This window comes from Pseudomonas sp. Pmew2 (assembly GCF_058129885.1).
The window spans coordinates 541,472-554,167 of the sequence record NZ_CM176702.1; the positions used below are offsets into that span (position 1 = coordinate 541,472).

The 12,696-nt window shown below is 56.5% G+C and carries 7 protein-coding genes and 4 pseudogenes; 4 read left to right on the plus strand and 7 right to left on the minus strand.

What is annotated here, in order from left to right; translation table 11 throughout:
* The first annotated feature begins 150 nt into the window (after positions 1–150).
* Positions 151–933 (plus strand): MetQ/NlpA family ABC transporter substrate-binding protein, encoded by a 783-nt coding sequence (locus AC4ANK_RS02535; protein WP_002551581.1) that lies wholly within the window; start codon positions 151–153, stop codon positions 931–933.
* A 303-nt stretch (positions 934–1,236) separates the two neighbouring features.
* Here AC4ANK_RS02535 and AC4ANK_RS02540 read toward each other — a convergent pair.
* A pseudogene (locus tag AC4ANK_RS02540) lies at positions 1,237–2,495 on the minus strand (lipase family protein).
* A gap of 116 nt (positions 2,496–2,611) precedes the next feature.
* On the opposite strand from AC4ANK_RS02540, the pseudogene AC4ANK_RS02545 reads away from it, so the two are divergent.
* Positions 2,612–3,238: pseudogene (locus AC4ANK_RS02545) on the plus strand (MFS transporter); the annotation flags it as partial.
* Positions 3,239–3,253: 15 nt separating this feature from the next.
* Here AC4ANK_RS02545 and AC4ANK_RS02550 read toward each other — a convergent pair.
* The gene (locus tag AC4ANK_RS02550; protein WP_460382697.1) at positions 3,254–4,003 is read right to left on the minus strand and encodes an IS5 family transposase; all 750 of its coding nucleotides are present in this window, start codon (positions 4,001–4,003) and stop codon (positions 3,254–3,256) included.
* A 91-nt stretch (positions 4,004–4,094) separates the two neighbouring features.
* On the opposite strand from AC4ANK_RS02550, the pseudogene AC4ANK_RS02555 reads away from it, so the two are divergent.
* Positions 4,095–4,685, plus strand: a pseudogene (locus AC4ANK_RS02555) (MFS transporter); the annotation flags it as partial.
* Between the two features lie 120 nt (positions 4,686–4,805).
* Here AC4ANK_RS02555 and AC4ANK_RS02560 read toward each other — a convergent pair.
* The 5 genes and pseudogenes from AC4ANK_RS02560 to AC4ANK_RS02580 form a co-directional block, all read right to left on the minus strand.
* The gene (locus AC4ANK_RS02560) at positions 4,806–5,417 is read right to left on the minus strand and encodes a GAD-like domain-containing protein (protein ID WP_460385120.1); all 612 of its coding nucleotides are present in this window, start codon (positions 5,415–5,417) and stop codon (positions 4,806–4,808) included.
* The gene (locus AC4ANK_RS02565; protein WP_460382697.1) at positions 5,414–6,163 is read right to left on the minus strand and encodes an IS5 family transposase; all 750 of its coding nucleotides are present in this window, start codon (positions 6,161–6,163) and stop codon (positions 5,414–5,416) included. The genes AC4ANK_RS02560 and AC4ANK_RS02565 overlap by 4 nt, the downstream gene beginning before the upstream one ends.
* Positions 6,164–6,336: 173 nt before the next feature.
* Positions 6,337–6,954 carry a GAD-like domain-containing protein gene (locus AC4ANK_RS02570; RefSeq protein ID WP_057425626.1) on the minus strand — a complete coding sequence of 206 codons (618 nt, stop codon included), beginning with the start codon at positions 6,952–6,954 and terminating at the stop codon, positions 6,337–6,339.
* A gap of 10 nt (positions 6,955–6,964) precedes the next feature.
* Positions 6,965–8,329, minus strand: coding sequence for a DUF6861 domain-containing protein (locus AC4ANK_RS02575; RefSeq protein WP_002551584.1), 1,365 nt, complete (start codon positions 8,327–8,329; stop codon positions 6,965–6,967).
* 160 nt (positions 8,330–8,489) lie between these two features.
* A pseudogene (locus tag AC4ANK_RS02580) lies at positions 8,490–11,566 on the minus strand (autotransporter domain-containing protein).
* Between the two features lie 219 nt (positions 11,567–11,785).
* On the opposite strand from AC4ANK_RS02580, the gene AC4ANK_RS02585 reads away from it, so the two are divergent.
* A complete protein-coding gene (locus AC4ANK_RS02585) occupies positions 11,786–12,682 on the plus strand; it encodes a TauD/TfdA dioxygenase family protein (protein ID WP_005730943.1) in 897 nt (298 codons plus the stop codon).
* Positions 12,683–12,696 lie beyond the last annotated feature (14 nt).

Below are 12,696 nucleotides of genomic sequence, written 5' to 3' on the forward strand. Positions count from 1 at the left end.
TAAGTACTCGATTAAAAAGTCTTTTATCGGAATATAAAATCTCGGTAATGTCAGCATGATGTCGCAGGGTTTGGATCGCGCGACGGCAAACCATTGAGTAATAAAGCGTCATTTTCTGATGACGCTCCCGGATTTCGCTAAGGACATTGCATGAAAAAGACGTTTCTGATGACCGCTCTGGCGGCTGCGTTCTCGATTGGCCTGGCTCACGCAGGCGAAAAACTGGTGGTCGGTGCAACGCCCGTGCCGCATGCGGAAATCCTGAAGCTGATCCAGCCGACCCTGGCCAAAGAAGGCGTGGACCTGGAAATCAAGGTCTTCACTGACTACGTGCAGCCAAACGTTCAATTGAGCGAAAAGCGTCTGGATGCCAACTATTTTCAAACCAAGCCTTATCTGGATGGCTTCAACAAGGGCAAAGGCACCAATCTGGTGACTGGCGTGGGCGTACACGTTGAACCGTTCGGCGGCTATTCCAGCAAGTACAAGAAGCTGGCTGATTTGCCTGAAGGCGCAACCATCGCCATTCCAAATGAAGGCAGCAACGCAGGCCGCGCACTGCTGCTGTTGCAAAAAGGTGGCCTGATCACCCTGAAGGATCCGACCAACGCCCTGTCCACGCCAAAAGACATCGCGAGCAACCCGAAGAAATTCAAATTCCGCGAACTCGAATCGGCTGTACTACCACGTGCGTTGAGCCAGGTTGACCTTGCGCTGATCAACACCAATTACGCGCTGGAAGCCAAGCTCAATCCTAAGAAAGACGCGCTGATCATCGAAGGTGCCGATTCGCCGTACGTGAACTTCCTCGTCACCCGCAAAGACAACGCCCACACCGACGCCATCGAAAAGCTGTCGAAAGCGTTGACCAGCCAGGAAGTCAAAGACTTCATCAACAAGAAGTACGACGGCGCGGTACTGCCTGCGTTCTGACCCACTGAGTGTCGTGCGTAATCCAACTATCGTGCGACGCTCCGCGTCGCATGCCGTTCTGGAAGCTCCGCGTCCGGTCTTGAACAGGCGGCGCGGCGCAGACCTGTGACGCAGAGCGTCACGCAAGGCATTCCTGCGCTGGAGCGTGAGGAACGATAACATCACTATCGTGCGACGCTCCGCGTCGCATGCCGTTCTGGACGCTCTGCGTCCTCTTTCGAGCATGTGACGCGGCACGGATCTGTGACGCAGAGCGTCACCCAAGGCACTCCGACGCTGGAGCGTACCGAACGATAATCTCGTCTATCGTGCGTCGCTCCGCATCGCCCCACAATTCCCCGCCATAAAGGCCCCTGAAAACGCTTTCTCGACAAAGCGTGTCGAGTCCGGCAGAGAGCCATTCACTGCGCCGGAGTGATCCAGCTGCGGGTAGTAATGCCACTCGATGCGGTCGCCGACCTTGCACGCATCTTTCACCAGCGCGATCTGGCTGCGAACAGGTGAAATGACATCCTTGCCCCCGTGCCGATAAAAACCGGAATGTCCGACTTTAACGTCGGGTAGTCCGAATGGCGATTTACCTGATCGAGCGCCTTATCGGGTGAGCGTTTGAAACTGTTGTTGAATGTCAGTCCATCCGCGACCACCTTGCGCTCGATGGCTTGCAGGCATTCACGCTGACTGGTTTCGAACGCAGGCTTTGCGCGGTCGCTCAGGTAGTCGGCAGGATGCAGCGACGGGTCGATCAGTGCGGCAGTGCTCAGTCGCAACAGGTTATAGGCCAGCGACGGCGTGACCTGATCGCGGAAGGTGTCCGGTTCGGCATGTTTCTCACGCGATTGAGCCATCGGATACGGCGTCCCTGTCGCAACCACACCGACAATGTTCAATTCGGGCGCATAAGTCTTCTGGTAGACGGCCGTTGCGAAAGCGGCACGGCCACCTTGCGACTGCCCGAACACAACTACCCGCGAAGACAGATTGAAGTCCGCCTTCTGAACCGCACGAATGCTGTCGAGCACACCATACGCCAGCGGACTGCTCAGCCCGAACGAGTGCAGCCCCGGCGTGCCCAAACCCTGGTAATCAGTAGCCACAATCGCGTAGCCCCGCCCGAGCCATTCATTCAGATAGCGCGTGTCGCGATCACTGCGCCCGGCAAAGGAAGGCGCACAGATGTCCGCGCTGCCAACCGTGCCATGCGCCCACGCCATCAGCGGCCATCCGCCCTTTGGCGGCTCACCCTTGGGCATGAACAAGGCTCCTGACACTGCGACTGGCTGGTTGTTGAGCCCGTCTGTCGAGGTGTACAGGATGCGGACATTCTGTCCGGCATTCTCAAGGCTCTGTTTGGCCGTCAGCGGTTCCGAGCGCAGCAGTTGGCCCGGTGTCGACGGCACTTTATCCGGCCATGTGTAAAATGCGGGAACACCACCTTCGCCCGGGTCTGACTGGGCAACGGCGACGGTTTTCATGGAAGAGCCTGGCACTGCGCTGCAAGCTGCGAGCAGGACCATCAACAGGGTGGCCAGAACGGCCAAATACCTTGGCGATGAGTTCATCGGTATTTCTCTACAAGCTGACAGGAGAGGGCGCATCAGCATCGATGTATCAAGCCGATTATGACCTGAGCGATGATAACTGTCGCACGCGCTGCCAGTACTGAACGGAGTTCTTCATGCGCAAGGATTACCTCGCTTTTTTCATCTCGCTTTTCCTGTCCAGGCTGGCGGATCAGATCCTGTTGTTCATAGTGCCGCTGGTGGTGTTCCAGACCACCAACAGCGCTTCATGGGCTTTTCGTCGAATCGTTCCTAGGTTTCTCGCGTTTCCGTTGTGCGGCGCGCTGTGCGACAAGTATTCGCCTATCAGAATTCTGCACATCAGCCAGGTCTACCGGGCATTGCTCTGCGTGCTGGCGATGGTGCTCTACGCACTCTTTGGTGGCATTGGGTGGCTCGTGGTGCTCTCGGCATTGTGCGGGGTGCTGACCACGCAAGGCATCATGGCGCGCGAAGTGCTCATGCCGCATATCTTTCAGCACTACAGCTACACCAAAACGTTGTCCTATTCCCAGATCGCCGACCAGTCAGGGCTGGTCCTCGGGCCGCTGGTGGCGGCACTGATACTTGAAGTGTGGGCCTGGCACTGGGTAGTGCTCTGGATCGCCGGACTATTCCTGCTGGCAGACCTCTGCATGTTGGCGTGGCAACGTCTTGGCCGTTTTAAGCTGGAAGTGTTCGAGCAGCATCAAGACATCTGGCTGCAGCCCTTACGGATTGCGTTCGGGCATATCCGTGGCCTAGGGTCTGTTCCCGTTTCACATTGGCAGCCACAGAAAAGCGCAGGCCATTGCTATGACGCTTTCATAGTTTCTCTTGAGTTTGTCGAACCGAGAAGCCGCCGCCCGGAAATGCTTCAACCGGGCAAAGGCGTTTTCTACGAGATGTCGATTGCGATATAACCCTTTGTCCAGATCTGCGTTCCCTTTCAGAGAATTGCGCTTTCGTGGAATCACCACTTTGCTGCCTTGCTGCTCGACCTGAGCGCGTATCGCTTCAGTGTCGTAGCCCTTGTCCGCAATGATCACTTCTGCATTGGGCATCTTGGCAATCAACGAGGCCGCCTGCGAACAATCATTGGTCTGGCCTCCGGTCACGTCAAATGCAATGGGCAGCCCACAAGCGTCTACAGCCAGGTGAATCTTGCTGGTGTTACCGGCTCGGCTTTTTCCGATGGCCTGGTCCTGCGTGCTGGCAGCACCTGCACTGTGCTGATGAGCCTTTACATAGCTGCCATCAATGAAAACCCACTCCATGTCAGGATCGGTCATCAGCACCTCAAGCACCTTGACCCACTTGCCTGAAGCAGACCAGGCATTGAACCGCTTGTAGACCTTGCTCCAGTTTCCAAACGCTTTCGGCAGGTCTCGCCAAGGGCAACCCACACGCATGCGGTACAGCATGCCTTCAACCGTGGTGCGCAAATCTCGCTTGTTGTAGATCGATTCGTGCAGCAAAATTTCTCGAAGCTTCGGCCAGTGCTCATCACTGAGCATTAATCGGGGCATTGCAGGCTCGTATTGGTGTTGTGTGAGAACTCCAACAATACGGGCCTGTTCTCATAGAGATCAATGGGTTACGTCGAAACGGGAACAGACCCTAGCTGAATTTAAAAAGATCATCACGCTGGCGGTGGGCGTCAACCTGATCGTCGGCGTCACGCTGGCTACCTCGGCAGCCATGGTCATCGGCGAGTACAGCGCAGGCAAGGATAACTACGCAGGGCTGCAGGCGGCGGGGGCATTGACTACTATCGTGATCCTGTTCTTCCTGGCCCGTGTGGTGCTGCCTTTGCGGGTGCTGGGCGGTGTCGGGTATTCAATGATCGCGATCGGGGCATTTATCAGCGCCCTGAGCCCGAACCTGATGGGCTATGCGCTGGGTTTTCTGTTGATCGTCGGCTTCGACAAGATGTTCAACGTCTACATGCGCACCCTCCGGCAGCGTGTGATACCGCCCCAGGACTTCGGCAAGACGGTGGGCGTGATCACGTTGCTCAACAACCTGTCGCAGCCTCTGGCAGGTTTGCTGGTGGCCCTGCTCGCAGCGCCTTTGGGCATTCGCCAGGTCATCCTGATGCTGACCGTGCTGACGAGCGTTATCGGAGCGGGTGCCCTGTGGTGGTTTGCAAAGGCACGCAGCCCATTCCCGACCTCGATTGTTGAGGCTGATCGAGAGGCCGGGAAATGAAAATGGAGCTGAGTCCGTTTCGCTGAATCTGGATAGGGTCAGGGCTTTTGAGGAAAGGCATTGTGCTTGTCCACGATGCAATGCTAAGAGCGCGGTGAAGAATTGATTTCATTGCTGTATTCAAAGATCGGGAAACCCCCAATCCTGAAGTGGGGAGAGCTGAGACAGAAAAGTTAGATGCTCGATGGTTTTTAATTTTTGTAGATTTTTAAGTTCCATCGGACCGCCGAGTGCCAGGGCTGGGACGAAGCCGTACATTTCGTCACTTTTGAGTGGCCCGAGTTTTTCGAGAGCCGGTTTGAATAGATCATCTAAGTCGATTTCATTAGGTTTTTGTGACGAGAAAAAAACTTTTATTCCGAAATCGAGTTTTTCGCCTGTAAATTTAGAGGTACGAGGAGTGTATCTGGCTACATAGCTGTTAATAGTCAAGCAGCTACCTTTCCTTTCACCCCATACGTAAAGCTTTCCGAAAGCGCTGCGTGCGATAACATGGTAATTATCCAATCCATGGATATCTGTGTCAGTAAGCCAGTGTTCAAGTATTTCTTCATAATCTTGAGGGTTCACGGTCCAGAAAATCCCATCTGCATATCCGCACCAGCCATGATCTATCCAATACGTCAGTAGTTGGTCAGGCAGTTTGTTTTTATATCTCATGGTGCTTGACTTCAGAACTTCATCTCGCTCAATCGCAGAGCCAAATTTTTCTAGGGTCTGTTCCCGTTTCACATTGGCAGCCACAGAAAAGCGCAGGCCATTGCTATGACGCTTTCATAGTTTCTCTTGAGTTTGTCGAACCGAGAAGCCGCCGCCCGGAAATGCTTCAACCGGGCAAAGGCGTTTTCTACGAGATGTCGATTGCGATATAACCCTTTGTCCAGATCTGCGTTCCCTTTCAGAGAATTGCGCTTTCGTGGAATCACCACTTTGCTGCCTTGCTGCTCGACCTGAGCGCGTATCGCTTCAGTGTCGTAGCCCTTGTCCGCAATGATCACTTCTGCATTGGGCATCTTGGCAATCAACGAGGCCGCCTGCGAACAATCATTGGTCTGGCCTCCGGTCACGTCAAATGCAATGGGCAGCCCACAAGCGTCTACAGCCAGGTGAATCTTGCTGGTGTTACCGGCTCGGCTTTTTCCGATGGCCTGGTCCTGCGTGCTGGCAGCACCTGCACTGTGCTGATGAGCCTTTACATAACTGCCATCAATGAAAACCCACTCCATGTCAGGATCGGTCATCAGCACCTCAAGCACCTTGACCCACTTGCCTGAAGCAGACCAGGCATTGAACCGCTTGTAGACCTTGCTCCAGTTTCCAAACGCTTTCGGCAGGTCTCGCCAAGGGCAACCCACACGCATGCGGTACAGCATGCCTTCAACCGTGGTGCGCAAATCTCGCTTGTTGTAGATCGATTCGTGCAGCAAAATTTCTCGAAGCTTCGGCCAGTGCTCATCACTGAGCATTAATCGGGGCATTGCAGGCTCGTATTGGTGTTGTGTGAGAACTCCAACAATACGGGCCTGTTCTCATAGAGATCAATGGGTTACGTCGAAACGGGAACAGACCCTAGGAAGAAAGCAAAGTCTTCGTCCATCATGCAGTCCGAACTGACAGCGTCATGAAGAAGGCTAATCTCTGGTTTCCGGATTTAGACATCTGGAAACCCCCAGTCCTGAAGTGGCGAGAGCTGAGACAGGAATGTTAAGTGCTCGATAGTTTTCACTTTTTTCAAGTTTTTCAGTTCCATCGGTCCTCCCAGGGCAAGAGCAGGAACGAAGCCGTACATTTCATCCGCTTTAAGTAGGCCGAGAGTTTCAAGAGCGGGGAGGAATAGTTCTTCAAAACCATTGGTCTTCGGGCTTTTTGTAGAGAAAAATGCTCTTATTCCCAAATCGAGTGCGTCGCCTTTAAACTTAGATTCCCGTTCTACATAACGTGCCATAGAGCTGGTTATAGTTAAGCTAAATCCGTTTTTCTCACCCCATACGTAAAGTTTTCCAAACGCACTTCGAGCTATAACGTGGTAATTGTCTTGGCTGCAGAATTTGGTGTCTGAAAGCCATTGGTCAAGTATTTCTTCATAATCTTGAGGGTTTACCGTCCAGAAAAGTCCCTCCGCATACCCGCTCCAGCCGTGATCAGCCCAGTAATCAAGTAGCTGATCAGGGAGTCTGTGTTTATACTTGGCAATGCTTGATGCGGGTACTTCACGGCGTTCCATCGCCGGGCCGAACTTTTTGAGAAAAAAAGCATAGTGCTCGTCCATAATTTTCCCTCTATTCACATTTTTTAAGTTTGGCATTCATATTGGTAGACCTACGCAACGCCTCTGGCACCTCCTGTGCGGCACTATCCAAGCCTGTAATACGGCTTGGCCATTGTGCACCCAAGCTAGAGTTGATCCTCCGATCACCAAAACCACCAATTATGTCTTTCCCTCCAGCAAATAAATCAGGATTATGCAGTGCGGCCAGAGTTGCCATTTTTTCTGAGGCCATTTTTTTGGCTGTTGCTTCTGCCCACTCGGGCATAGCTCCGCCCGAGATTAGTTCGTCTTGCATTTTTTCCTCTAGTTCATTGCGAAATTCCTCGCGCGCCTTTGCAGCCAACTGAGGGTCTCGCACAACGTCCCCATCCGTAAAAGCTTTCCGCCCTTTCAGATAATCATTCACCGTCAAGTCATTCAACCCATTTTGCTGAGCTTCTAGCTGGTCATCAAACTCTTTAGCAAGGTTGCGGTGCTTTTCACTTAATCTAAAACATGGCACCTCATGCTCCGCCATGCCCGACGCTCTTTTCGGTTCGGGCTCGTCCGCACGTCGATTGGGCGGCGGAGGCGGCGGTTCCTGTTTGTCCAGTGCACTTTTACGAGGGCTGGCGTTTTGCAGGTCGGGGTGTCTTGTCAGGGCGTCTTCGTGCTGGAGCATCCATTGGCCCAGCTTCGCACCTTTTTTACTGGCTTGCATTTCATTGGCAAGCACGCTTGCGTTACCTCGGCCGCGCGTCAGGTAGGCGACGATGGCGCCCAGTAGCAGTATCACAACTTCTTCATGGCCTTGGGCGATGTGGTGCGCTGCACGGCTTACAACCTGCGGATCGTCGCCGCCGAAGGGGTTGAGGCCAGGCTCGCCACGGGTGCCTTGCCAGGCGATGGCGATGCCACGCGTGTAGTTGTCGACAATACGAGGAAGGCCGTCGACGAAGAATTCGGCAATGGATGCCAAGCCGAGAATGCCAAGGATCCAGGTGCTAAGTTCCAGGCCGATTGCGGCACCCGCCATGCCCATAGGCACGGCGCCTGCACCAAAGAAAAAGCTGCCGACTCCCGCACCTATTGCGCCACCGGCGAGCGTACTGCCCGCGACGATCATAGCCATTTGGCTAACCACGTCTATCAGGTCGTTGATGATGCTGGAGATGTCGATATCTGCGAAACGCCGCCCAAGCCGACGGGCCGCTTCCAATTCGCCGCGGTTGAACGCGCTTCTGATATTGCCGACGCGTCTGAGGTTGAGCTGTAGTGTTGAAACCGGCTCATTGTTGAGGCTGCGCTGGAAGCTGGCTCCAGGCTGGTAGCCCATGCTTTGGCTAAAGCGTCGTTCTATATCGAGCCACGACGGCACAATGCTCCATAGCGGCATTCGGTGTCTCCCTGACTGCCCCGTCTGGTAGATGCACCATAGAGAAGGCCGATAATGAAGTCAAAGTGGCCAGAGGTTTTCTGATTGGTCCTACACGTTGGAGCGCGAAGTCCCGCATGCTGCCCTCTGAACCTACAGAGAGCAGCACCATTACCTGCCTTTAAAACGCCAACGTCACCCGAGCATTCAGCGACTGATCCGAAGCATCGTTGCTCACTTGACCGTCGTAGCTCAGGCCTACGCTCAAGGTATCGCTCAACCCCAGGTCGACACCTGCGCCGAGCACTGCGGCGCTGCGGGCAATCGGTGCACCGGAGAGTTCGAAGGTGCTGCCGCCGCTGAAGGCTGAGCGGCTTTCCGGGGTGACGTCGCCGTAGGCGCGACGCCAGCCCAGTGTGGCGTTGGGTTTGATCGTCACGCTGTCGGCGTTCAAGCGAGTGGCAGCGCGCAGGCCCAGGGTGCTGAAGGTGATGTGGTTGTTCTGGGATTTGTTTTCCAGGCTGATGGCGTTGCTGTTCTCGTCGAAGGCGTCGGTGTCTAGGCGCACATGGGCGAGGTTGGCGAAGGGTTCGAGCAGCGCATTGCCCATTTCGATGGAGTAGCCCAGTTCGCCGAAGACCTGATTGGTCGCTGCTTTGTAGTCTTCCTTGAAGTGCTCGGACGAGCCCGGCAGGTCCAGCGTACGCTTGGCGGTCAGCTCATGCCAGGTGCGCACTGCGCCGAGACGCAGGCCCAGTTGGCCCCATTTCGCGCCGCCATAAACGCCCAGGTGGTAGTTGTCGCTGTCGGTGGAGCGGACGCGTGGCGCAGGTCGAAGCTGCTGTTGCTGAAGCCTGCCAGTGCGCCTATGCGCCAGGTGTCGTCGAGGGGTACGTCGGCGCCGAACAGCAGGCCGCTGGTGCGGGTTTCGAGGCCTGAAGCGTCGCGGCTGCTGTCGGTCTGGCCGGTCGCGCCGATGGCTTGAGTCCACACCACGCCACGCGAGGCATCGCCGGCCAGGGTTTGCGTAGTGCTGCCGAATGACTGCGCGGACTGCGCCTGCTGCATGCGATCGTTCATGGCGTTGCGCACCAGACGGCTGTCTTCGATCAGCGCAGATTGAGTCGATGCGTGCAGCTCGTTGGACAACGCCTTGAAGGTCGCCTGTGCGGTTGCTGCGTCGTCCTGCACCACCTGACGCCACAGCGCATTGCCTGCGCCCGCGCTGTCGAGCCCCTGAGCGACGGCGCTGGCATTGCGCGTGGTCGCCAGGCTGGCGAAGGTTTGTGCATTGCGATCCAGCGTCAGACCGACGTCTGTCGCGGTGTAGTTCAGCGTCGGGGTAAGGAACGCGAAGTTGGTTTGCACGGCGGCAAATGCACCGCTGACGCCACCGGCTGCAGAGATAATCGAGTAACGGCTTGCCGCTACCCAGTTGCCGCCTTCAACCAATGACAGCGTGCTGTTATTGAGGGTCGCACGGCCGCTGGCGACGATGCGGTCGGCATTGCCATTGGCGTCCGATTCCACTTGATAAACCGAACCCTGAGCCAGGTTGACGTCACCATTGACGTTCAGCTGCCCGACCGAATTACCCGGTGCGACTACGCCGCCCTGAGCGACGTTGATGCCGCCGACGGTGCCGTTGCCACCCAGCGTCGCGCCTTGCTGCACGCTGACGATGGAGTTGCCGAGGTTGCCATTCACTGCCAGGCGACCGGCCTGCACGGTCGTCGCGCCGGACAGGCTGCTGTTGCCGGTCAGGTTCAGTGAACCGACGCCGCGTTTGATCAACGCGCCGTTGCCGGTCAGGGTGTTGGCGAGGGTGTCGTTGGTGGACTGATCGACCACCAGCGTTGCGTTGTCGGTGATCGTGCCGCTGCCGAAGGCCTGGGCATGACCGGTCAGGGTGCCGCCGTTGATCAGCGTGCCGCCCGAGTAGGTGTTGTTGCCGGTCAGGATCAGGTTGCCCGTGCCGTTCTTGATCAGCGCACCGCTGCCGCTGATGTCGTTGCGCCAGGCGTCGATGGCGTTATAGCCGCCGAGGCTGGCGTTCATGTTGACGGTGACGTTGGAATTGAACGCGCCGTAACCATCGCCTGCGGCATACAGGTTCAAGCGACCGTAGCCACCTGACTGATCGATCACTGCGTAGCCCGACGACAGCTCAGTGGTCGCCAGAATCTCGCGGCGCTGGCTTGCGTCCAGGTACGGGAAACGTGTTTCCAGCAGCACTTCAGCGTTGGTCGGCACGACCGGCGCGAGATTGGTCGGGCCGACCGGGTCGAAGCCGTAGGTCATGCGCGCGGTATACAGCGCCTTGTCCTGCGCATGCTGGGAAGTGCGATCGGTGGCCGGGTCGATGGCCGTCATGCAATTGTTGACGTCGCCGCCGCACTGAGCGGTGAAGTAGGCCAGCGCCTGTGCGCGAGCATCGGCGCGCAATTGCGTGTTGGCTGAATTGGACAGGTTGTCGATGGCGAAATAGGTCGCCGTGATACGCCCGCCGATCACGTCGAGGGGCGAGTGCATGCCAATCTCCGAAGCACGCAGCATCAACTCGCTGAACCGCTCTGGGATTGCGTAGGCCAAGGCGTAGGCAGACAGGTAGGCGGCGTTGGTATGGCCGCTGGGGAACCCCGAGTCACTGGCCGGCGTGGTGCTTTCGGCCGGGCGCAAAGACGGCGCGACGACGAATGCCAGGTTTTGTCCGTCCAGGCTCTGCCGCCATGGCCGTGGATACAGATAGTGGGACTTGGCCGGGGTCGTGGAGGCGTCTTTGCGCACGGCGCCGACCAGATCGACCACTTTGCCCAGCGCTGAAGACGAACTGCCTGCGCCATTGCCCTTGTCGTCGTACTTGACGGTTTTGTTGCTGTCGTCAAATTGCGTGATGGTAGTGAAGGCCCCCGCGCCTGCTTTATAGGCATCACTCAATGAGCCCAGACCGCTGATGGCGCTGTAGCTCTGATCGCGACGGTCATCGAAGTAAGCGGCGGTTTCCTGGGCAAGCGTGCGCGAGTTGGCACGGTCGACGACAATTTGCAGGTTGCGTCGGAGCAGGCTCTGCCCCAGCGCAGTCGGTGTGCCGGTATCCCAGGTTGCACCGGTCGTCCACAACGTGTTGAACCCGGAAAGCAGATCGACCCCGTTGATCCGGTCGTCATTTGCACGGCTCGCTGCCTGTACCGATACCGCAAGCAGTGAAAGTATCAACGACGACATCATTACGTGGGCAACCGGTTTATTACATCGCATGGCGAGCGCCTGTACTCAATCTTGATAAGGCGCCGACCCTAGCAAGGCGTTCTTACACTTGGATGTATCTGCCGTGACACATTTATGTTAGCGAGTGCGCTCAAAAAATCCTCAGGAAGCATTCAGAACTATCGATATTCCTCAACGGTATTTAAATTCTCTTTCTTATATCTATACAGTTCCGCCTTTCAGTCACACTGTTCTGGAGTCGGAGTTCTCATGCCAGCAGCCTCCCTCGCTTCATCGTCCGCTCAATCTGCTTCGCAATCGTTCGACGTGCGTCCATTCACCGGAAAGGTGGGCGCGGAAATCGTCGGGCTGGATCTGTCCAGGCCGTTGAATGACGCGGATTTCGCGCGAGTGCATCAGGCGCATCTGGATCACCACGTCGTGGTGTTCCGCGATCAGCAGATCACGCCGCAGCAGCAGGTCGATTTCAGCCGTCGTTTTGGTGTGTTGCAGATCCATGTGCTCAAGCAGTTTCTGCTGGCTAACCATCCGGAAATCCTGATCGTCTCCAACATTGTCGAGAACGAGAAGCCTGTGGGGCTGGGCGATGCCGGTAAATACTGGCATTCGGACCTGTCTTACAAAGAGCTGCCAAGCCTGGGTTCGATGCTTTACGCACAAGAGTTGCCGAGCGAAGGTGGCGACACGCTGTTCGCCGACATGCATCAGGCGTGGGACACCTTGCCGCAACACCTGCGTGATGCCGTCGAAGGGCGCTCGGCGGTTCACAGTTACACTGCGCGCTACGCCGAGGGCCATAACGCCGCCAACTGGCGTCCGACCCTGACCGCCGAGCAACTGGCCCAAGTGGTCGAAGTCAGCCACCCGATTGTTCGCACGCATCCTGAAACAGGCCGCAAGGCGTTGTTTGTCAGCGAGGGTTTCACCACCCGGATTCTTGACCTGCCGGAAGACGAGAGCCGCCAGATTCTCAACGAGATCTACGCCCACAGCGTGAAGCCCGAGCATATTTACCGGCACCAATGGCAAGCCAACGACATGGTGTTCTGGGACAACCGTTCCCTGATTCACCTGGCTGCCGGCTGCCCGGCCCATCTGCGACGCAAACTGCATCGCACGACCATTCAAGGCACCGCGCCATTTTGATTCAGAAGAGCCGT